The 21,495-nt window shown below is 44.9% G+C and carries 19 protein-coding genes; 3 read left to right on the top strand and 16 right to left on the bottom strand.

Features of this window, described 5'->3' with window-relative positions; genetic code table 11:
- Positions 1-139 precede the first annotated feature (139 nt).
- The 4 genes from NSS66_RS22815 to NSS66_RS22800 form a co-directional block, all read right to left on the bottom strand.
- Positions 140-1,798 (bottom strand): response regulator transcription factor, encoded by a 1,659-nt coding sequence (locus tag NSS66_RS22815; protein ID WP_076295648.1) that lies wholly within the window; start codon positions 1,796-1,798, stop codon positions 140-142.
- Positions 1,773-3,581, bottom strand: coding sequence for a cache domain-containing sensor histidine kinase (locus tag NSS66_RS22810; RefSeq protein ID WP_340959842.1), 1,809 nt, complete (start codon positions 3,579-3,581; stop codon positions 1,773-1,775). The genes NSS66_RS22815 and NSS66_RS22810 overlap by 26 nt, the downstream gene beginning before the upstream one ends.
- A 165-nt stretch (positions 3,582-3,746) precedes the next feature.
- A complete protein-coding gene (gene def, locus NSS66_RS22805; protein ID WP_028541815.1) occupies positions 3,747-4,328 on the bottom strand; it encodes a peptide deformylase in 582 nt (193 codons plus the stop codon).
- 218 nt (positions 4,329-4,546) lie between these two features.
- Positions 4,547-5,602: a YrpD family protein gene (locus NSS66_RS22800; RefSeq protein ID WP_339200935.1), complete on the bottom strand. Its 1,056-nt coding sequence runs from the start codon at positions 5,600-5,602 to the stop codon at positions 4,547-4,549.
- A gap of 219 nt (positions 5,603-5,821) precedes the next feature.
- Here NSS66_RS22800 and NSS66_RS22795 point away from each other — a divergent pair, with 219 nt between their 5' ends.
- The gene (locus tag NSS66_RS22795) at positions 5,822-7,231 is read left to right on the top strand and encodes an RCC1 domain-containing protein (RefSeq protein ID WP_028541813.1); all 1,410 of its coding nucleotides are present in this window, start codon (positions 5,822-5,824) and stop codon (positions 7,229-7,231) included.
- 184 nt (positions 7,232-7,415) lie between these two features.
- Here NSS66_RS22795 and NSS66_RS22790 read toward each other — a convergent pair whose 3' ends face one another.
- From NSS66_RS22790 to NSS66_RS22770, 5 genes are all read right to left on the bottom strand, one after another.
- Positions 7,416-8,390 (bottom strand): polysaccharide pyruvyl transferase family protein, encoded by a 975-nt coding sequence (locus NSS66_RS22790; protein ID WP_013312001.1) that lies wholly within the window; start codon positions 8,388-8,390, stop codon positions 7,416-7,418.
- Positions 8,365-9,744 (bottom strand): lipopolysaccharide biosynthesis protein, encoded by a 1,380-nt coding sequence (locus NSS66_RS22785; protein WP_028541812.1) that lies wholly within the window; start codon positions 9,742-9,744, stop codon positions 8,365-8,367. The genes NSS66_RS22790 and NSS66_RS22785 overlap by 26 nt, the downstream gene beginning before the upstream one ends.
- Positions 9,745-9,817: 73 nt before the next feature.
- On the bottom strand, positions 9,818-10,771 hold the full coding sequence (locus NSS66_RS22780; RefSeq protein ID WP_023990347.1) for a glycosyltransferase family 2 protein: 954 nt from the start codon (positions 10,769-10,771) through the stop codon (positions 9,818-9,820).
- Positions 10,772-10,812: 41 nt separating this feature from the next.
- Entirely contained in the window at positions 10,813-11,754 is a 942-nt protein-coding gene (locus tag NSS66_RS22775) for a glycosyltransferase family 2 protein (protein ID WP_028541811.1), read from the bottom strand.
- A gap of 204 nt (positions 11,755-11,958) precedes the next feature.
- Positions 11,959-12,759 carry a DUF1836 domain-containing protein gene (locus tag NSS66_RS22770; RefSeq protein WP_028541810.1) on the bottom strand — a complete coding sequence of 267 codons (801 nt, stop codon included), beginning with the start codon at positions 12,757-12,759 and terminating at the stop codon, positions 11,959-11,961.
- Positions 12,760-12,983: 224 nt separating this feature from the next.
- On the opposite strand from NSS66_RS22770, the gene NSS66_RS22765 reads away from it, so the two are divergent.
- Both NSS66_RS22765 and bacA read left to right on the top strand, forming a co-directional pair.
- Positions 12,984-14,354, top strand: coding sequence for a hemolysin family protein (locus tag NSS66_RS22765; RefSeq protein WP_028541809.1), 1,371 nt, complete (start codon positions 12,984-12,986; stop codon positions 14,352-14,354).
- A gap of 125 nt (positions 14,355-14,479) precedes the next feature.
- Positions 14,480-15,277, top strand: coding sequence for an undecaprenyl-diphosphate phosphatase (bacA, locus tag NSS66_RS22760; RefSeq protein ID WP_075154762.1), 798 nt, complete (start codon positions 14,480-14,482; stop codon positions 15,275-15,277).
- 129 nt (positions 15,278-15,406) lie between these two features.
- Here the strand turns inward: bacA and NSS66_RS22755 are convergent, their stop codons facing one another.
- The 7 genes from NSS66_RS22755 to NSS66_RS22725 form a co-directional block, all read right to left on the bottom strand.
- Positions 15,407-15,733, bottom strand: a complete 327-nt coding sequence (locus tag NSS66_RS22755) for a thioredoxin family protein (RefSeq protein ID WP_023990351.1) — start codon at positions 15,731-15,733, stop codon at positions 15,407-15,409.
- Positions 15,734-15,881: 148 nt separating this feature from the next.
- Positions 15,882-16,793 (bottom strand): aldo/keto reductase, encoded by a 912-nt coding sequence (locus NSS66_RS22750; protein ID WP_316244222.1) that lies wholly within the window; start codon positions 16,791-16,793, stop codon positions 15,882-15,884.
- 280 nt (positions 16,794-17,073) lie between these two features.
- Complete coding sequence (locus NSS66_RS22745; RefSeq protein ID WP_340959836.1) at positions 17,074-17,817, bottom strand: alpha/beta hydrolase; 744 nt, start codon at positions 17,815-17,817, stop codon at positions 17,074-17,076.
- Between the two features lie 33 nt (positions 17,818-17,850).
- Positions 17,851-18,831, bottom strand: coding sequence for a siderophore ABC transporter substrate-binding protein (locus tag NSS66_RS22740; RefSeq protein WP_023990354.1), 981 nt, complete (start codon positions 18,829-18,831; stop codon positions 17,851-17,853).
- A 12-nt stretch (positions 18,832-18,843) separates the two neighbouring features.
- Positions 18,844-19,602, bottom strand: a complete 759-nt coding sequence (locus NSS66_RS22735) for an iron ABC transporter ATP-binding protein (protein ID WP_023990355.1) — start codon at positions 19,600-19,602, stop codon at positions 18,844-18,846.
- Positions 19,596-20,546 (bottom strand): iron chelate uptake ABC transporter family permease subunit, encoded by a 951-nt coding sequence (locus tag NSS66_RS22730; RefSeq protein ID WP_316244224.1) that lies wholly within the window; start codon positions 20,544-20,546, stop codon positions 19,596-19,598. Before NSS66_RS22730 ends, NSS66_RS22735 begins: the two co-directional genes overlap by 7 nt.
- Complete coding sequence (locus NSS66_RS22725; RefSeq protein ID WP_340959832.1) at positions 20,536-21,489, bottom strand: ABC transporter permease; 954 nt, start codon at positions 21,487-21,489, stop codon at positions 20,536-20,538. The genes NSS66_RS22730 and NSS66_RS22725 overlap by 11 nt, the downstream gene beginning before the upstream one ends.
- Positions 21,490-21,495: the final 6 nt, after the last annotated feature.

The following is a 21,495-nucleotide window of genomic DNA, read 5'->3' as shown; positions in this document are numbered from 1 at the left end:
CCTAAACTACATAATAAATGTGACATTTTCGATTGATCTATCCATTTATCCGCCATAAAAAAAGAGCCTCTCTTCGTTCGGAGGTCGTACCTCCGACATCTGTAAGAGAGACTTCATAGCGTTAAACCTAGGGATTCTATCAACAGCCATCTGTTCCTCCGTTCTTTTGAACCCGATTACGGTAGGAGGAAGGTGACATTCCAACATACTTTTTAAATTTACTATGAAAATAATCTGCATTCGCATATCCTACGCGTTCCGCCACCTGGTGCACCTTAATTCCTTGAGCAAGCAATTCTCTTGCTCGCTCAATCCTCACCTTATCCAGGTAGGCATTAAAGGCCTCGCCAGTATGACTTTTGAACAGTTTGCCCAAATAGCCACTATTGTAATTGAACATATCTGCCAGTAACTCCAGTCGCAAATTTTCATCATAATGACTATGTATAAAGTCAATCATTTGTTTCATGATGATGCCCTTGCCACCAGATTCAGTCTGGCCAATCCATTGCAACACATGCTCCAGCGAGTGATCCACCAGCTCGCCCAATGTGGAATAAGCATATACATCGGTTATAAAGCTGGAGTGCTCCTCCAGCACGGTTCGGCTGTGATCCTGTCCAGCTGCATACTTGTTCAACGCCAGTGTGAATGTTTGGGCGAACGCCGCCTTGATTGCAGATTCTGTGCGATAAATCCGTGGAAATTGGCCTTCCATATCCTTAATGACACGGGTTGCAGCTTCACTATTAGCCATATCTAGCGCATAGTACAGCTTTTCTGCATAACGTATGGGATCATCTGTGGCACTATCAGACGCTCCACTCCTTTCAGTCTCGACTGTCTCCAATTCGTGTAGGTCTCCGGAAAGCATGACTCTTTCTGCCCGGAACAAAAACGTACGCTCCAATAATCGTAGTGCCTGCTCAAAAGATCTGGGAATGTCGTTAAGAATGGCTACAGAATCACCGGCAGCCACATAAATTTCCGTAGCCCACGGCTTTAGCTCCTGTCGCCAAGCAGCCAGTAACTGAACAGCATCTTTCTCCGTTTTTAACGTGGCGGGAAGCAAAAGACCCATATATATTCCAGCCTCAAACACGATACCTCTGCCCTGCTCATGGCACAATTCTGTTAGCCGCTGCTTTGCTGCCGACTGCCGGGCTTGCCGATCCCAGTCAGGTATACGTAAATCCAGCAGAATAACCTGATAGCTACTCCAGTCCAACGCTGGTAACACGGGCTGTTGTCCATGTTTTCCGTTACCGCTTTGATGTTCAGCTTGCTTGGATGCTCTGTGAAGAGAATCACTGCTTTCCACAGCATTACGAGCATGCTCTCGATGATCCGGAAACAATAGTGCTTCGATCCAATTACGCTCATGGGAAGGCGGACTTCCCCATTTGCCGTCTTCTTTCTCGTCCTCAATGTTTTGCCATACCCGTTTCAACTCTGTCGTCATTTCTTCCTCATCAACTGGCTTCAGTAGATAGCCATCCACCCCGAAGCCCATGGCTTGCCGTGCATAATCAAAGTCTGCATATCCGCTTAATATGAGAAAATGAAACGGCTCTCCGTTCTTTTCACGTATGCTTCGTATGACCTCCAGCCCACTCATCCCGGGCATACGAATATCTACAATGACCAGCTCCGGCCGATGCTCTCCGAACTTATCCAGTGCCTCGCGCCCGTTCCCTGCCGTGTCGACAATACGGAAGCCACAATTCCCCCAGTCAATAATGGAGGACAATCCTTCACGAATCGCAGGCTCATCATCTACAATCATTGCTTTGTACATTCGACTCTTCCTCCCTTGGTATGGAAAAGTATACGGTTGTTCCTTCTTGTAATGCGCTTTCAATATGCAGTCCATAACGTTCGCCGTACATCAATGTTAGACGTTGATGTACATTACGCAGGCCAATACTGCTCCCTTCTGGCTCATCCGTCCCCCTGATCCGAGCTAGCAGACGGGTCAGTTGCCCAGCTTCCATGCCGATTCCATCATCTTCCACTTTGATTTTCAGCTCTCTTCGTTCTATTGCAATATCTACCTTCACGGTAACTGGCTCTTCCTTATTTTCCAGGCCATGAATGACTGCATTTTCCACCAGCGGTTGTATGATTAAGGGAGGAATCGACAGGCCCGTCGCGCTTTCTTCCAAATTCACTTCATAGATCAAACGATTTCCAAATCTGAACTGCTGAATTTGCAAATAGGACCGCACCATATCCAGCTCCTGTAGTACCGTCGTTTTACCACTGCCAATCTCCAGATTCCGGCGCATCAGCCTGCCAAGCAAACGCACCGTCGTTGCAATTTCCGCTTCCCCATTCAGATGTGCTTTCATTCGAATGGATTCTAACGCATTAAACAGAAAATGCGGATTAATTTGGCTAGCCATCATTTTTAGCTTGATATCCTTTTGTGCCAATTCCAGTCTGTTGTTATGCTCACTCGTCTCATAGACCTGCGCCATGAGTTGGCGAATACTGTTCACCATATAGTTGAAACGGCGGGATAAATCCCCGATCTCGTCCCTTCCCTCCACACTCGATACCACATGAAAATCGCCCGCGGCTACCTTACCCAGTTCATAGCTCAACCGCTGTAGGCGTTTGGTAATCAGCCAGGAAATGATGGTGATCAGAATCAGTGCCATAACCAGCACCGCAAGAACACATAGAGCACCAATCAAGCTAATTCGGTTGGCTCCCTGTACAATATGCTCCGTCGAAAACACTGAAATAATCGTAAATCCGCTCACACTGGAGGCGGGCAGCAGCTCATCCACGATGATGTTGGAGGACTTTCCGTTGATTTTCGCTTCATATATTCCCTTACCCGCACGCTGAACATCAAAGCCCAAATGTAAATCTCCCAACGTCTGACCCACCGACTGCGGACGAGTAGCTGCGACCACAATACCATTACGATCTGCAATCAATGTTTCAAAGGGCTCCTTGCTCAGCATATGATTCAACTCGGTCTGACTCAGCGATATCATCAGAACTCCCTTGGTATTGTATTCGGGAAATGGAATTTGCCGTACCAGGCTCAGGCGATTAACCGGGTTATCTTCCTTATCCTGAATGTAAAACCAGTTAATCGCCGTCCCCTTCAAAGCCGTTTGGAACCACTGCTGCCGCTCAATGTTAGAGTCCACTGGAATAAACTCCAGATTATTGACAAGCGTCGGATTGTACGAATAGAACCGGATGGTAGCAATCTCTCTATATTGCTGAGTATACTCATTAAAATCCTTGTATTGATGATACGCATTCATCAGCTCCACCATACCCGGATACCGTCTGTTCGCCATCTCCCTCAACCTCTTATCGAACATGAGCCCATTTGAAATATCCGTTGGCACACGCAGTAAATTTGCCGTCTGGCTCTTGATCTTTTCCACATTGTTTACTGTCTGGGCAATTGCACTATTCAATGCCTGCTCTCGCAAATAAAAAGTAACGCAGCCGCCTACCACCAGCACCGGGATCATGACAATCAGTACATAGGAGAACAGCAGCTTATTCCGCATACGCATATTATTCATCAGAAGCCGTACTCCACGATTCATGTCATCCCTCCCATAAGATAAGCGCTTACATTTTTGTGTATTTTCACATCCTCTATCACGAGCTACATGTTTCCAGTTTAAAGCTTCGTAACCTCTATATCCATATTTTTTTGCAAAATTAAAAAAATGTGGCGAACGGAGTCACCACACTTTACGGATCATGAGCTATTTACGTACAAAAGGTTCGATATGCACTCCCTGCGGCAGCTTGTGCGGATCTTCCGGATTGATACGGTCATAGAACATAATACCGTCCAAATGGTCCATTTCATGCTGTACTACAATCGCTGCATAACCTTTGAAAGTCAATAGCTCCTGTGTTCCGTCTGGCAAATTGGCCTTAATACGAATTTTTTCATAACGAGGTACATATCCGGCTACGTACCGATCTACAGACAAGCACCCCTCACCTTGTTCCAAATAAATCATGGACGTGGAGTGGCTGACCAGCTTCGGATTAAACAACGCATACTCTACCGTTTTGTCCCCATCTTCATAATAAATAGCGCACATTCTTTTGTTCAAACCTACCTGGTTCGCAGATAATCCCACACCCGGGCGCAGTTCATAGCGGGTAGCCAGCTCTTCATTTTGGCTATTTTTCAGATAATCCAGCATCCATTGCATCTGTTGAAGATCCTCTTCAGACAGTGGCAAGCATACCGGATCCACCTTCGTACGCAAAATAGACTCCCCTTCACGCACGATATCCTTCGTGAGAAGCATGTCCATCGATTGATTACTCATTCGTCAGCCTCGATTCATTAAAATAAATATACTTTCATGTTATTCTGCAAAAGTTAGGGGAGTTCCCAATATTCCTACAAGTTTTATCCCATAAATTATATCTATTCATGAAATGAATTGTCAAAATGAAGCGGTAGTGGAGTGTAAGCAAACAACATGGCTTTTAATAAAAAAATAAAACCGCTCCTTAGAACGGTTTTATAAACTATATTAATATACTATTTTGAAAGCTTAAAAGATGTACTATTTCCACTAATTGTGACTTGAGTATTGGCTACTTCATCTTTAACTGGTGTTTTGGCTATCCCGTCAATTGATATTTCACTTAGAGTAGAATTCATCTGCCCGCTTGCTCCGGAACCAGCAATAGTTGCTAACAACTTATAATTAACTACACTGTTCACTCCAATATTTGATTTAGAAAAGATAGTGGTCAGCTTAGTATCACCATGTCTTGAACATCCAAGATCCGCACATATAGCAGTTCCCGCAAGTTTTAATCTTACAGCGTTATGTTCAACACCACTAGTATAGTTCCTCCATAAGTCCATCTGAACTGGCTGTCCAGTAATATACCCATTTTTATATTGTACCTGATTATAACCATCAAGTAGATATGAAGTTGACAGTGGATCGTCCCCACCTATTTTAAGATAAGGCTGCCAAACTCCCGGAGCATCTCCTTTACTATAAGCCAATCCTGCATCAACTTCCAATCCCCTTGCTGTAAACCCTGTATACATATACGGGGTTCCATTTGTAGCCAGCAAAGTAGAGTTACTTGATGTAGTAATGGCCCTAGTCTCAATGTAGTTACCTGTCGTACTATTGACCAATACCCTTCCTCCAAATCCTCCTTGTATTGCTTGTGGTTTAATAAAGTGTGTTTCCTCTCTACCATTTTCAACTGGTAAAATAATCAACTCTGGATCTTTAATTGAAGAATCCTCATAAAAAAAGAGGTTAGTATCGTCCAAATAACAGTAGTCAACAGTTTCATATGTAGAAGATTCAATAGATGCATTCAATGATTGACTATTTGCTTTTTCTTCTCTAACAACTTTTTTGGCTTGAATAATAAAGTTGTTTATCTTTTCCTGGCTAACCTCAGCATCATTTTTTACTGTAACATTTTTAGAATGTTCTAATCCATAAGTTGATTGCGTTACTGAATCGCTAACTTTTTCCGTAATATCTTCGTTATTAGCCGAAGCAGTAACACCAATTGAAGAGAATAACAGAAAGATAATTATTGAGAACTTTACCTTTTTCATTCACTCTCACCTCATCCTAATTTTTGAGAAAAATTTTTGCTATTCCCCTTCCCTAATATTGTAAAAATTTTCACCCAAAACATATAATAGTATTTCATTATTCATTTGTCTACATTTTTTATGGAAACAAATACATATTAGCTGGATTTATTTGCAATTTCTTTCTTGTTTATGGTTATATGATATTAGAAGTTATTTCAAAAAAGGAGAGAGCATATCTTGAAAAATCAAAATTTAAAGCAATGTTTCATAGCTTTATCAGTTATTTTATTAATTTTCTCCTCTTGCTTAGTTTCAAAAGAAGCATATTCAAACGAATATGTAAAACCATCTCCAGATATAGTTCAATTTTCAAGCAGTGGTGAACATACTTACGCTATTGACAATCAAGGAAAGCTACTTGCATGGGGGCGTAATGAAGATGGGGAATTAGGCTCAGAAGACGGCATAAATCGTTCCGTACCCTCTCCTGTGGTTTCTATGTCATCTGATACTTTTAAACAGGTCACCACGGGTCGCTTTGGTTCTCTAGCCATAAAAACAGATGGTACCGTTGTTAGTTGGCAAAGTAAAAAAAATCAAGGTCGTAGTGTTGCCCCTAAAACCTTCTCAAGCCTAAAAAATGTTGTAAAAATTGCCGCCGGAGGAGATCACTTTTTAGCATTAGATCAAAGCGGGCAGGTTTGGGGCTGGGGTGATAATTCTCGGGGACAATTAGCCAACTTTAAGTCATCTTTCATCAATGAACCAACTTTAATAAAAGATCTACCCATGAATATTGTGGGTATAGCAGCTACGAATCAGGGTTCCTTTGCACTTTCCAAGGATGGAACATTGCTCTATTGGGGCGGCGACAATGAAGATGCGAATATTAAAGAACCACAGCTGCTTAAACAACTTAAAAAAATTAAAATGATTAAAAGTGGAGATTTTGCTATAAGTGCAATTGATATGAATGGCAACGGGTGGACATATAATCCGCTAGAGAGCAAAACTAAACAGTTTAAAATTCCACAGAAGTTAAAAGATATCTCTGCTCAATTCGACCACACTGTTTCATTTGTAACAACTACTGGCGATGTCTGGATTTCTGCTGGTAATTCCAATCCAGAGAAAGTAAAGGGGCTTGCTAATATATCGGAAGTAAACTCTGGAAACGACTTTACAATCGTAAGAACGGAAAACAATAAATTATGGAGTTGGGGGAGCAACGTTAACGGTCAACTTGGAATTGACTCGACATTGAAAAATGTAAAGCAACCGACTATTGTAGTGAAGCCTATTCAATTGACCGTAGATGGCTCTATCATGGATCTGACTACCACTCCCAAATTACTGAACGGCTCAGTCTATGTTCCTTTCAGAGGAATATTTGAAAAATCAGGAGCTAAAGTCATTTGGAATAGTAGCCAAAGGGATCATGTCACCATCACAAAAGGTAAACTGACTATAGAACTAGTTGTAAACCAAAAATTCGCATTGGTTAATGGAAAAAAAGTAAGTCTCGCTGCTCCTCCAAAATATATAAACGGGAGTATTTTGGTACCGATCAGATTCATTTCTCAAACCTTGGGTGCAAAGGTAAACTGGAACGCATCAAAATATGAGGTAACTGTCAATAATCAATAGAAGCCAAGAAAGAACGAGCGATCATCCCATTAAATATGAATAGCCTTAATAGTTCACAAGCTTAACTCTTAACTATCCTTATTAATTTAACACAAGCAAAAATCTCCTATACCAATGAAATGGTCAGGAGATTTTTTGCCGTTATCATACCTTTGAAATTAATCATACGTATCTTTTCTTACTATTAAGATGGCTGCTCCAACGCACTTGGAGCTTCACTAAACAGCTGCGCCTTTGGATTCGGCTGTGTCCAGGTATTATAATATTGCGAGTTCTTGCCGTAGGAATTGTCAATGACAACGTGCGGCATATCAAGCAGACAGGCCAGAATGTGACCGTGCAGCCGTGAAGTGCGAACCTCGCGGTAAGAGCTGAACAGCGTAACCGCTTTGTTCATAAGATGGTCTGTATACTTGTACCAGAACGTACGTGTAGGCAACGGTCCACCGATTTTCTTATCCAGTCGATAAAACTTCTGGAAATAGACAATTCCCTTCACTTCCAGCGGAGTAAACAAAGTATCCCAGTCCAGCCGGTGAGCGGCATCTGCCTCGTCATCGAACTTCTTTTGTCCACCCACCGTTTCAATATCAGTCCGCAGGAAATACAATACATCCTTCACTGTTTCCGTAGTCGGCTTCAATGGCCAGAGCTGGTGCGCCATATCAGGGCATAGTGTGATACTGCACTGGTTCAGCTTGTCCTTAGCCCACTGATAAGAGCGTGTATCCCGCACAAACATATGTAGATCCGGATGAGCATTGAACAAGGCAGCGACTTCATTAGCCTTCTGTTCAGATTGAAAGTGGATCGTCTGCGGCATAATCACAATTCGGTGGTTAGGGAAATCGCGAACGATGCGTTCTCGCAAATTTTGGTGATTTGAATAGAGATCGCCGAAGTTGCCGCCGCCGTGGCACACGATAATCCAGTCACCCGGAATTTGAAGCTGATCGGGAATATCCATGGCGCTATAACGGGCACGGACACGGATGCCATTATCCTTGAAGAACGCCTCGGTGCCTTTCATGATGAGTACATCCCCACCGTTATTATAGACGGGATAGTCGACATAAATGATATTCGAACCTTGGGGGACTACGTCGAGAATGACGCTCAGCTTATTTTTCAGTTTAGCCATGGGATGCAAATTCGGCATCTTTCAGTTCTCCCTTCCTGCGCTTCTTTTGTATAGTCTGAATGACAAATGTAATGTCACTTTTATCAAAAATGATCCGTGATAGCGGAACATTGAAAAACATCGGGAATGAGAACAGTGAGAACGCCAATCGTACACAAGCGCCTACAAGCAAAGCAATCGCAATGCCGTCCAGACCAAAGATCGGTGTACAAATAAAAAATAGACCGACGGTGATCGCATAGGCTACAATTTGCCGGAACAATACCAGTCCCGGACGTCCCAGCGCGTTAAAGGCCGAAGCCAGAATCCATGAGCCGCCACCAATGATACATTCCAGTGACAGCAGGTAGAACGTTAGCGATGCTTCCAGAAAAGCGGGGCCGTACAGCAAACCCAGCATATAGCGTCCAATGAAGAGAGCAGGCACAATGACGATTAGCATCGCAGCCATAGAGATGCGAAAAGCACGACCTACTGTTTCGACAATCTTGCTGTGCTCCATCCCCGTCACCTTAGGAAAAGTAACGTTAGTGACGGCATTTTGCACCACATTGAACACACGAGACAAGGCGTAGACGACAGAGTACAGACCGAACGCTTTGGGTGATAGCAGCGCCACAATAACGATTTTGTCCGTTTGTGTGGACAGCGTCCCCATCAGCTCCATCCCGTAAACCCTCGCTCCATAGCTATAATAAGGACGAAGCACTTGGCGGCTGGTAAATGGACGGAAAGCACGCAAATTCATATACTTGCGCAAACGGAGGAACGCCCATACTAGCGCAAGGAAACTCGCGGCAAAATTCACTGCTCCTGCCAGCTGCACATTGAGCAGGCCCATCAGCCACAGTGTCACCAGACCGATGAAATTCAGTAACGGGTAGTAAAACAACAGACCGTTATATACGCTAAATCGATCCAGCCCTTGCGACAATGCTGTCGTCAGCGCTGTAAGCACTGCCAGCGGTATGGCTGCCGCACAATAAAGCTGGGACAGCTGGATGATATCCGCACCATAACCATTCAGCCACAGCGGCATGCATATCCAGGCCACCGCTCCCGCCAACAAGCTGGCAGGCAACTGAATCCAGAGCGACAACGCCAGCAGTTCTTCCGTCGTGCCTGTTTTCTTCTTGATGTTATAAATTAACGACGTTGGTAATCCGAAGCTCAACACACTGCCGATCAACGTAGGCCAGAACAGAACTGCCGCCAGTTCTCCTTTCCCCTCTACTCCGAGCATACGTGCGGTCAGGATGGAAGTCAGGGTCGTGACGATTAGCACAAAAAAATTGTTAAAACTCGTGCGCATGATCGTTTTGGCGAGACTGTCACCCGTGAATACTTTCCTTGCTGCTGTCCATGTGCTCATGTTACGTCCAACTCCTGTTCCTTATTAAGCCTCTCGTCTCTATGCTCACATTGCGTCTTTTGACGCACCTCCATCAGCCTACCGTTTTTTTGGAATTGCGTTCAGGCAACTGTCCCCCGCCAACAGGCTCCTTTGGACTTGAAAAGATTGCTTTCAACGCTCTTCTATAGCCTTGAATGGCAGTATGATTTTTCTTGGGCTTTTCTCTCAAAATCTGATACAACGTCGTCCAGTATAGTGCTGCATAACCAATCGGCCCAGATCCCTCTTCACGCAGGAGATGAATATGATTCATCACCCGCATATAAGTAACCTGCTCCATATTGTCGCGCGAGGACGGCGATTCGTGATGAAGCAGCGTAAGCGCCGGGTTAATGTATAACGGACCGCTTTTCATTGCGATGCGTGAAAGTAATAAATCCTCGCCTACGCTATAGCTTTGCAACCAAGGTACCGGCTCCAGACTGCGAATCGCCTCACGGCGAAATGACATATTGCAGCCATGAAAAAACTGGGTTCTAAACGTCTTCTTGGCCTTATGCCAGTTATACATCGAGCCGGACTGACCGCTGAGGGACAACCTCCCTTTGGACAAAGACTGCTGGAATGACAGCAAGCATCGAATCGTTCCCATGAAGCTGTTACTCATTCCCTGTGCAATACCGCCAACACCAGCGGCCTGCGGGTAAGCCTCATAGGTACGCATCAACTCATTCAAATAGTTGCTCGGCAGCTCAACGTCATCGTCAAGGAACAAAATGATGTCACCCTGCGCAAGTTCAGCTGTCTTTACACGAGATAACCATAATCCCGGCTGCTCCTTGCGATGATATCGGTAGGTAATTCCCGCTCTGCCCAACTGACGCTCATAACGTTCCAGCACATGCTTCGGCAGTTCTCCGTCGTCAATAATCCATAGCTCGGTTTCACATGCCTCCGGTGCTCCCCCAATGGCAATTGAATTAATGCATCGGGTCAGATCATCAACCCGATTTCGGGTGCACAGAGCAATGGACAAGCTTAACATCATACTCCCCCTTTATCCTGTCAGTGTGTTAAAAAAACAGTTTACTGAACCGCCGGGCCTAAATATTCGTTATATTTTTGCTTGCGCGGGTTCAGAATGAACAACACCCCCTGCTTGTATCCATCTGCGGCATTAAAATTGCGGCGCAGCATTTCTTTGAGCATCAAGTAGGATAAGGTCCATAAAAGGGCTCCATACTGAATCACTCCAGCCTTTTTCAAGGCAAGAAAATAATAGTGGTTAATCGCTGTAGCCTTGGCTACTTTGCCCGCCTTATCGCGCGAGCTTGGAGATTCATGATGAATGATGGTTAAGTCAGGATTGATAACCAATTTGCCGTAACGGCTCGCCAACTGGCACATGTACAAATCGTCAGCAACGGCATAACTGGTCATCCACGGATACGGCTTCATGTCCCGAAGCGCATCCCTCCGAAATGACATATTGCAGCCATGGAAAAATTCTGTATCGAAAACCTCAGTCGCTTCGCCCCAACGCAGCAAAGAACCTGCCAGACTACTAGGCGAGAGCTTGCCGAGGGATGAAGACATCTGAAATGTCAAAACGCCCAGCAGCTTTCCTGCCCGGCTCGAATGTAATCCCTTTGCAATCCCTCCAACACCCACAATCGTTTCATCCTGATCATAGGTATCGAGCAAGCGCCGGATATAGAGTTTATCGTCCAGTTCTGCATCATCGTCAAAATACAGCACAATATCATACCGCACAAGAGACAAGGCCTCATAGCGGGACAACCAAACGCCGGGACGACTTTTTTTATAATATTTCAAAACGCTTTGAGGCAATCCGGATACCATGTGACGGTACTGCTCGATCTGTTGGTCGGAAATATCGCCGTCATCAACAATCAGCAGTTCTACAGCCGTATGCTCCAATTGCTGCTGTACTGCAATAGATTGTATACAGCGTGTCAGGTCTTCGATCCGGTTGCGGGTACAAATGATGATGGAGACATCGGACATGCCATTACCTCCTGTGTGTGTATCCAGATGCTTTGGAAGAGATATTCTAAGTTTTTCCAATTGCTGGATTATATATGTTTATTGTATCTTTGACAGCGTTTTAGTGTATATACCTCTTTTGTATACTTTTTCAGTCTCCAAAAGGGTAGACAATCCTCTAAAAAGAGCAAAAAAATAGGATTGGCTTCTAGTGCCAATCCTGATTTACCCCTGGAAGTCCAGAAACAACGTCGCATTCACATACCGACGTGCCATGGACAAAAAATAACTATTTTGCACCGCTACCGCTGCCACCAGCAAAGTATTACGCACTGCTTCACACTGGTTAGGGGTCAAATGCTGTAAACGGCTGATGTATTGATCGGCCGCCTGAACCAGCAGCTCCTCTGTCGCAGCTTCCTGGCGCTGCTGTCCTGTAACGGAATTTCCGTTGTCCTTTGCATAGCCTGCTCCAGCAACATCGAGCAGTTGGTCTCCGTTCGCATCCAGCTCCTCAAACAAAGTTGAATAGGCGGCGTACAAATCGACCGGCTGAATCAGATCGTCCGTATCATCTTCGGGTTGTTGGAACAGGATATGAAATAGCTGACGAATGGATTCAAAATCAAGACATGATTTTAAATCTTCCACAATGAGCAATATAGCTGCCTGGTTGACCGAGTATTTTTTGCCGATCTTCGGAGCGCCGAGAAATTCCTTGAAGTCGCGTTTGACCCAATTTTGCATAGATGCCAGTGAGACATGACTGTATTCGACCAGTTGACCCAGGGAAACGATCTCCTGCAGCGAAAAGGCTGCGCTGTGCTTACCCTTGATGATTTTATCTAGCACAGGTGTCACGTCGGTGTATAAAAATGTCGGCATCGTGCTCCCGGAACGGGCGAGATGGCTATGAGTGCGCCTCCAGGCGTCCTGTAGAACGGCCAAAGGCTGCAATTCGCGGCGACCTTCCATGGCCAGCAGCAAATGGGCCATATCACGACGAGTAAGGGTAAAAGACTCCATCTGCTTTCCTCCCTTTATTACATTTCAAGTTCATTTGAACTCATCATACGCCCTCAAACTAGGCTTGTAAAGTGAAGCAATGAGCCGTGCGGGTTCTATTATGCCTTATTTTCCGTGTAAATTGGAGGTAGGTGACCTGCTATGATTCCATATGAACCTTGTATATTTCCTTTTAAGTTCTTAAAATAAGTTCAAGTGAACTTAAAATGGGGTTCCTTAAAAAATTGAACGAAAAAGGGATGAGTGAAAATTATATGGGTATAGGTGTCAGTCTATTTTTGTTTGCGGTGTTGATTTTATTTAGTGCTTTTTTCGTGGCTACCGAGTTTGCGATTATTAAAATCCGTTCCAGCCGGGTCGATCAGCTGGTCGTGGAGAACCGTAAAAACGCACTGGCGCTACAAAAAGTCGTCAATAATCTGGACGGCTACCTGTCCGCCTGTCAGCTTGGTATTACGATTACAGCGTTGGGACTCGGCTGGCTCGGTGAACCGACCGTAGTCAAATTGCTGGAGCCTCTCTTTCAACAGCTCAACATCAATGGGGATTTTTCACATATCCTGGCCTTTATTATTTCATTCGTCATTGTAACTTACCTGCACGTGGTGATCGGCGAACTGGCTCCCAAAACATTGGCGATCCGCAAAGCGGAAGCTGTCAGTCTGTTAACCTCCCCAGTCATCGTGTGGTTTAATCGGATTATGTATCCGTTTATTTGGCTCCTTAACGGCTCGGCCAATCGTCTGGTTCGTCTGTTTGGTCTTCAACCGGCTAGTGAGCATGAAGAAGCGCACTCTCAGGAAGAAATTCAGATCATTTTGTCCGAAAGCGTGGAAAGTGGTAAGATCAATAACACCGAATATGGCTACGTAAATCGTATCTTTGCTTTTGACGAGACCGTTGCCAAAGAAATTATGGTACCACGTACAGATATGGTATGCTTGTTTACGAATCGCTCGCTACAAGAAAACATGCTGACTATTCACGAAGAGCAGTATACCCGTTTTCCGGTGGCGACAGACAGCAAGGATCAGATCATTGGTATGATTAATACCAAACAGCTATTCCTTGAGTATGATCGCAATCCAGAGCTTGTTTTCGACAGTCTGATTCAACCGATCTTGACCGTTCCGGAAGTTATCCCCGTCAACACACTGCTGAAACGTATGCAGAAGGAGCAGGTTCATATCGCTCTCCTGGTCGATGAATACGGTGGAACCTCCGGCCTCATTACCATTGAGGACATTTTGGAGGAGATTGTTGGCGAAATTCGGGACGAATTTGATAAGGATGAACGGAAGGAAATCGAGAAACTGACGGAGAACAGTTATTTGATGGATGGTAAAGTGATGCTTTCCGATCTGAGTGATCTGACGGGCTTGACATTGGACGATGAAGACGTGGATACTGTCGGAGGGTGGGTGTATAGCCGGGTTCCGGAACCTAGACAGGGCAAGGAATTCATAGAAGAGAATGTGAAATTTATCATTCGTGAAATGGGTAAAAATCGTATTCGTCGGGTGGAGATTATTTTACACCACACATCCCCCGCATCTGAATTGGAAGCAGAATCGGACACTTCTTCCCGGGAGTGAACCGTGTGACCTGAGCGTTTATCTTTGCACTTGACACTTGTGTTCACTCCTACTGAAATGACATATTCCCAGGGCAAACGGCTTAGGTCGTTTGCCCTGCACGCGTGTAAGGAGGAGCTAGTAAAGTGGATATTTTATCTTCTATTATTATGGGAATTATTGAAGGACTGACAGAGTTTTTGCCGGTCTCTTCGACGGGTCACATGATCCTTACGGCTAATCTTCTAGGATTAAACACAGAGAATGATACGGTCAAAACGTTTGAGGTTATCGTACAATTAGGTGCTGTGCTGGCAGTCGTCGTATTATACTGGCGCAGATTCCTGAGCCTGTTTGATTTCAGACGCAAAATCTCGAGTCAGCCACGTCTAAACCTATTACATATTATTTTAGCCATGATCCCAGCGGGGCTAATTGGCGTACTGTTCCGTGATGTAATTAAGCAATACCTGTTTGGTCCTGAAACGGTTTTATACAGTTTGGTGATCGGGGGCCTGCTCATGATCGCGGCTGAAAAATTTCATCCGCCTATTAGATCACATACGCTGGATGAGATCACGTACAAACAAGCTTTTACGATCGGTTTGTTCCAAGTCCTAGCCCTATGGCCAGGATTCTCCCGTTCAGGCTCAACCATGTCTGGGGGCCTATTCGCACGTGTAAGCCATACGGCAGCCGCGGAATTTACATTCCTCGTATCTGTTCCGGTCATGCTGGGTGCATCGGGTATTGATATGATCAAAAGTATGGATCATCTGTCTATGAGTGATTTCCCAGTGTTCGCGGCCGGCTTTATTACTGCCTTTATCGTCGGGATGCTGGCGATCAAAACATTCCTCGGTCTGCTCAAACGCTTGAGCCTGACTACGTTCGCCATTTACCGCTTCGTGCTGGCGGCTGTGTTCTTTTTCATTATTTTATAAGCCATCGTTTGGTACCAATAAATAAAAAAAGGGATATCCATAGGGTCTGAATGATCAGCCTTGGATATCCCTTTTACTATTTTGCTGAAAGGAAAGATAGTCTGGAACTATCCCTATCATGCGTTCTGATTATTGTTTGGATTCCAGCGTAGTCAAATATTCCGAGATTTGAGCTGGCGTTTTGGCGTATTTGCTGTGCAAATGAGCAATTTTTTCGCCATTACGGAAAACGAGCAGACTCGGAATGCCACGCACTTGATTGTCTTCGGCAATCGGCTGGAATTTCTCTGCATCAAGGGCAAAGAAACGCTTATCCGCGTTTTCCTCAATAATTCCGTCCATAAATTTATCCAGTGTCTTGCAATCCGGACACCAGGTTGTATCAAATTTCACGACAGTCAGACCGTCACCGTTAATTAAATCCTGATATTGCTGCTGAGATTCGATGCGTTCCATTCGTTGGTCCCTCCTAGAGTGTATTTATAACGTCTCCATATTCACATATGAATTATAAACCGAGGCTTATTCCTATATTGTAATGATTCTTTTATAAATTGCAACTGGGACGGGTACATGTTTGACACTTGTCCTATTATTGCTTTGATTAGCGGTATTGCGCATCATAACGATTGGCTCGGCTGATTTGCTGTAGCGTCTGCCGCTCTTGCCTGGTTAGCGGTGCAATATCCGCAGCAGAAATATTATGCTCCAATTGTCCCAAAGAGCTTGCACCCGGAATAACAGCAGCGACAGTCGGATGAGACAGGCTATAACGGATCGCTGTCTGACCCATACTCCGGTCCGCACCTGCAAATGCCTTTAATTGCTTACGCACGTCCAGCAGCTCTGCTTCATTGTAGTCTAGATATCCCTTGGCTATCTTCCCTTCCCCTTCGTCAGCCAATACACCACTGGCCACTGGCCCACGTGCAATCACGCTAATTCCCCGCTCCTGAAGCAAAGGCAGTACCTCTTCCTCTGCACGCCGATCCAGCAAACTATACTGATTCATAACACTAACGATATTCGAGCGTTTGACATATTCACGGATGACATGAGGGCGAATTGAGGAAATACCATAATAACGGATGACGCCCTCCCGCTGTAGTTGCTCAAAGGCCTCTATCGTTTCGTCTATCGGATCGTCAATTGTCCCTCCGTGCAGCTGATACAGGTCGATGTAGTCCGTTCCAAGGCGTCGCAGGCTCTCTTTAACAGCAGACAGGATATATTCCTTGGACGGATCCCATCCCCAGCCCTCCTGCCCCGGTATACGCCGGTTGCCGACCTTGGTCGCCAGGATGACCTCCTGCCGTCGTCCACGGATTGCTGTCCCCACAATTTCTTCATTGCGTCCGTGCTGGTACAAATCTGCCGTATCCAACAGGTTTACGCCCCTGTCTAGCGCTTCATGAATCAAGTAAACACCTTGCTGCTCCTCCGTACCGACCGACATACATCCCAAGCCAATCTCACCTACCAGCAAATCCGATGATCCCAGGCGGTTTTTTTTCATTTATGCTCCCCTCACTTCCAATAACGTATAATTTTAAATTTTTAATATTTCTCTATTGAATCAATTTCATAAATGATTAAACTAACGAAATGTAAACCTCATATAGACAAATTAAACCATTTTGATCTATATGTACTCTTTATTAAAGCTACTCAAGGTATTATGAAATTGATTCTATTATACGAAAAAAAATATACAAAAAAAACAACCCCAAAGGCATAGAGACTCCACGCTCTCCAATCCTTTGAGGTTGTTGTATGAAATTCGTATTCCATTCATGCTATCCGAACAGCCATCGGACGGCCTTAGGAAATTGACGCTGAAAACAATCCACACGATGCACCGCATCCTGATCCAACTCAAGGAGCATATCTTTTGCATCCAGTCCCTGTGTCCGCAGCACCTCGTGTGCCTGGAGGGTCAGCGGAACCATATCTTTTTGTACATTCGTCTTCCCTTCACCTTCACGGGTCCCGACAGATATATAAAAGCGATGTATCCCATCCCTCACAGTTGCACAAGATGCAGATTGCATATAACCAATCATACCCGGATACCAATACGAGCCTGAGATGGAACCGACGCGTCCGAATATGTCCTTATACTTGAAGACGGCATACATGGAAATTAATCCGCCCAATGAGGCGCCGATGATTCCCGTATGCTCCGGTCCGGTTTTTACCGGATATCTCCCCTCGACGTACGGCATTACTTTTGTAACCACAAACGCCAGATAGGCATCTCCGTCACCACCAAAAGCAGGTCTTCCTTCTACTAAAGCATCTGCCTTCCAAGGCGTATAATCATCCAGCCGATTTACGGGCTGAATACCTACCAGCACGACACGGGGCAACTCTCCCGTAGAAAAACCTCTTTCCAGCTCATCCAACCCGCTTAGAAATAAAGAGCTGCCATCCTGCACATACAGCACAGGATACAGCTCATTATGACTCACGGAGACGGGAGGTGTATAGACGTGCACAAGGTACCCATCTAATGGAATTTCATCTACATGACCTTTCATCCTACACAGTCCCCCATGATGTGAATGTATTCATTACAGTGCAGCATCCATTTCCTTGATCATTTCAGATACGGATTCCAGACCATTACCTGACAGGTACCAGTAGTTAGGATCAAGGTATACAATATGACCGTTTTTAAATGCATTGGTTTTCTTCACCAGTTCATTCTCAATGGTTTGTTTACCTGTAACCTGTTCCTTGCCTTCCTCGACCACCACAGCCCCACGGTCAACAACAAAAATATAATCCGGATTTTTTTGCTGTACATATTCAAAAGAAACCTTTTGTCCATGCGTGGATACTTTAATACCAGGATCTACAGGGGTTACGCCAAAAGCATCATGAATGATACCGAAACGGGATTGTGAGCCATATGCGCTCAGGCTTCCTTCATTCGTCAGCACGATCAGTCCTTTAGCTTTGCTCGCTACAGCCTTGTCATGTACGGCCTTGATGGAGCTATCAATCGCAGCCAGTTCCTGCTTGGCAACATCCTCTTTGTCGAAGATTTGACCCAATGTTTCAACGTTTTTCTTAAAGGAATTGATATAATCCTTGGTGTCTACAGCCATCGAAATGGTCGGTGCAATTTTACTCAACTCTTTATATGCATCAGCTTGTCTGCCGCCGATGATGATGAGTTCAGGAGACAGATCACTGATTTTCTCGTAATCCGGTTCAAACAGCGTGCCCGCGCTTGCATATTTGGAATCTTTATATTTGCTCAAATACGTAGGAAGATCCTGCTGCGCTACTGCCGCAACGTCAACGCCCAGCTTATCCAACGTATCCAATGAACCAAAATCAAAGACAACGACATTTTTGGGATTAACTTTGACTTGGACCGGGTTTTCATCCAGTGCGTGTTTGACCGAGATGGTTTTGGATTCCGTTGTTGCAGCAGAGGAGCCGTTTCCAGTCGCTTCCGGTGTTGCCGGAGCTGCTTTGCCACAGGCCGACACAATCAGTACCATTGCAAGCATCAGCGTTAAAAACATCATATTTTTCTTCATTTAACATTCCCCCTAAGTGAAATAAACGCAAATTTTATGGTCACCGATCTGTTGAATCGGAATATCCATGTCGTACAAGTCCTTTAATACCTGACTATCAATCATCTCGTCAGCCGTTCCTTGTTTTAGCAACCTGCCATCCTTCATCCCTACAATATAGTCTGAATAGCAGGAGGCGAAATTAATGTCATGCAACACGACCAGAATCGTTTTGCCCAGATCATCCACCAAACCGCGCAACGTCTTCATAATCTGAACCGAATGCTTCATATCCAGATTGTTCAGCGGCTCATCCAGCAGGATGTATTCTGTGTCCTGAGCCAAAATCATGGCAATAAAAGCCCGCTGTCGCTGTCCCCCACTAAGCAAATCAATATGCTTATCTTTCATGTCCTCCAGTCCCATGTAAGCCATAGACTGCTCCACCATTTTGCGATCCTCGCTGTTCAATCTGCCCTTGGAATACGGAAAACGGCCGAAGCTAACCAGCTCCTTCACGGTTAAGCGGATATTGACATCGTTCGTCTGTTTTAAAATAGATATCTTCCGGGCTAGCTCCTCACTTTTCGTCAGGCTCACGGCCTGCCCGTCGATGAGGATTTCTCCCTCATCACTGTCAGTCAGGCGACTGATCATCGACAACAAGGTGCTTTTTCCAGCGCCGTTAGGTCCAATAAAGGAGGTAATGGTGCCTTTAGGTACAGTGACGGATACCTGATCCACCACATTTTTATTCCCATAGCGTTTGAATACGTTTTTGACTTCTACCATGATTTATTCTCCCGTAGCAAAAGGTACAGGAAGTACACCCCCCCGATAAAGTTAATAATGACGCTGACCGTTGTCGATAAGTCGAATACTCTTTCTGCCAGCAGTTGGCATCCTGCCAACGCAATGACACTGACACAAATAGAGGCCGGAATAATATAACGATGCTGATAGGTTTTCATCACCTGATAAGCCACATTGGCCACAATTAACCCTAGAAACGTAATCGGCCCGACCAGTGCCGTGGATATGGAGATAAGAATCGCTACGATAATTAGCAGCCTTTTGATAATAAAACCATAAGGGAGACCTAAATTAATCGCATGCTCTCGTCCGAGCGACAGCACGTCCAGATACTTGATGAATCTCCACGCATAAGCAAATACGAGCACAAGAATGAATACAGAAAGCCACAGCAGCTCAGTGTTTACATTACTGAAGCTGGCAAAGCTCTTGTCCTGGATTTTCGCAAATTCATTCGGATCAATCAGTACCTCCATAAAGGTAGACAGACTGTTGAATAGTGTGCCGAACACCAGACCGATCAGCAAAAGTACATAAATCCCGCGTCCATCTTTGCGGAAAATTAATTTGTATAGCAGTCCTGCGAACAGCACCATCAGCCCCACCGATATCAAAAAGTTCAATTCTTTGCTGGTCGAAATGAAAGGTACGGAACCAAATGCAAAAATAATCGTCGTCTGAATCAGCATATACAGTGAATCCAGACCGATAATACCCGGAGTCAAAATCTTATTATTCGTTACCGTCTGGAAAATAACTGTTGCAAAAGCAATGGAGCCACCTGTCAGAATGAAGGCTGCGATCTTTTTCAATCGTCGTGGCAGCGCGTAATGCCAGGTATGCGGAAGATCTATAAACACGAAAGCAGCAATCAACACAAGCGCGGCAGCGGCTAATATTCCGATTTTTAATTTAGGATTCATAAGCCCTTCTCCTCAGCAGCAAATACAAAAACAACGCGCTCCCGATCACACCAACCGTAAGCCCTACAGAAATTTCATACGGATAAATGATCACCCGTCCCAAAATATCGCAAAACAGCACAAAGACGGCGCCCAAGATCGCTGTATGGGCCAGGCTTTTTTTCAGATTATCCCCCATATACATGCTGACCAGATTGGGTACAACCAGCCCCAAAAAGGGAATCGTTCCGACCGTTAAGATGACAACAGAAGAAACCAAAGCCACGATCACCAAACCGACATTGACGGTGCGCTTGTAATGTACACCCAAGTTGGCCGCAAAATCCTCACCCATGCCTGCAATTGTAAAACGATTCGCATATATGTACGCCAACGCAACCAAAGGAATACTAAGATATAGCATCTCGTAGCGACCACTCATGATTAGAGAAAAGTCTCCCTGCATCCACGAAGAAATGCCCTGGATCAGATTGTATTTGTAAGCAAAAAAGGTCGTTACCGAATTTAAAATGCCTCCAAACATCAAACCGACAAGCGGGATAAATACCGGGTCCTTGAAACGGATTTTATCCAGTATTTTCATGAAAATCAGTGTTCCCCCTAGAGAAAATCCGAAAGCCGTCAGCATCTTCGTCCAAAATCCTGCTGCTCCAAACACCATAATAGCCATCAGCACACCCAATCGTGCCGCATCCATCGTCCCTGCAGTGGTGGGAGATACAAATCGGTTCCGGGTAAGCTGCTGCATAATGAGCCCACAGATACTCATACTCGCCCCTGCGATAATGATACTGATCAATCGTGGGAATCTGCTAATCAGGAGTACCTGCGCCTGATCGTTGGTTAAGTGGAACACATCAAGTGGAGTTACATCATGAACACCGATAAAAACCGAGGCGAAGGCCAGTACCAGAAAAGCCAGTATTAAATAACGCAATTTCATGTTCTA

It is taken from the genome of Paenibacillus sp. FSL R10-2748, assembly GCF_038005565.1.
In the GTDB taxonomy this organism is placed as follows: Bacteria; Bacillota; Bacilli; order Paenibacillales; family Paenibacillaceae; genus Paenibacillus; species Paenibacillus polymyxa_B.
Note: the sequence above shows the minus strand (reverse complement) of the source record. Positions and strands in the feature narration are given on the sequence as shown.

What these genes read in the sequence shown, in the direction of transcription:
- NSS66_RS22815 (WP_076295648.1), bottom strand. Translation starts at nt 1,798, where the DNA reads ATGTACAAAGCAATGATTGTAGATGATGAGCCTGCGATTCGTGAAGGA.
- NSS66_RS22810 (WP_340959842.1), bottom strand. Translation starts at nt 3,581, where the DNA reads ATGAATCGTGGAGTACGGCTTCTGATGAATAATATGCGTATGCGGAAT.
- def (WP_028541815.1), bottom strand. Translation starts at nt 4,328, where the DNA reads ATGAGTAATCAATCGATGGACATGCTTCTCACGAAGGATATCGTGCGT.
- NSS66_RS22800 (WP_339200935.1), bottom strand. Translation starts at nt 5,602, where the DNA reads ATGAAAAAGGTAAAGTTCTCAATAATTATCTTTCTGTTATTCTCTTCA.
- NSS66_RS22790 (WP_013312001.1), bottom strand. Translation starts at nt 8,390, where the DNA reads ATGCCGAATTTGCATCCCATGGCTAAACTGAAAAATAAGCTGAGCGTC.
- NSS66_RS22785 (WP_028541812.1), bottom strand. Translation starts at nt 9,744, where the DNA reads ATGAGCACATGGACAGCAGCAAGGAAAGTATTCACGGGTGACAGTCTC.
- NSS66_RS22780 (WP_023990347.1), bottom strand. Translation starts at nt 10,771, where the DNA reads ATGTTAAGCTTGTCCATTGCTCTGTGCACCCGAAATCGGGTTGATGAT.
- NSS66_RS22775 (WP_028541811.1), bottom strand. Translation starts at nt 11,754, where the DNA reads ATGTCCGATGTCTCCATCATCATTTGTACCCGCAACCGGATCGAAGAC.
- NSS66_RS22770 (WP_028541810.1), bottom strand. Translation starts at nt 12,759, where the DNA reads ATGGAGTCTTTTACCCTTACTCGTCGTGATATGGCCCATTTGCTGCTG.
- NSS66_RS22755 (WP_023990351.1), bottom strand. Translation starts at nt 15,733, where the DNA reads ATGGAACGCATCGAATCTCAGCAGCAATATCAGGATTTAATTAACGGT.
- NSS66_RS22750 (WP_316244222.1), bottom strand. Translation starts at nt 16,793, where the DNA reads ATGAAAAAAAACCGCCTGGGATCATCGGATTTGCTGGTAGGTGAGATT.
- NSS66_RS22745 (WP_340959836.1), bottom strand. Translation starts at nt 17,817, where the DNA reads ATGAAAGGTCATGTAGATGAAATTCCATTAGATGGGTACCTTGTGCAC.
- NSS66_RS22740 (WP_023990354.1), bottom strand. Translation starts at nt 18,831, where the DNA reads ATGAAGAAAAATATGATGTTTTTAACGCTGATGCTTGCAATGGTACTG.
- NSS66_RS22735 (WP_023990355.1), bottom strand. Translation starts at nt 19,602, where the DNA reads ATGGTAGAAGTCAAAAACGTATTCAAACGCTATGGGAATAAAAATGTG.
- NSS66_RS22730 (WP_316244224.1), bottom strand. Translation starts at nt 20,546, where the DNA reads ATGAATCCTAAATTAAAAATCGGAATATTAGCCGCTGCCGCGCTTGTG.
- NSS66_RS22725 (WP_340959832.1), bottom strand. Translation starts at nt 21,489, where the DNA reads ATGAAATTGCGTTATTTAATACTGGCTTTTCTGGTACTGGCCTTCGCC.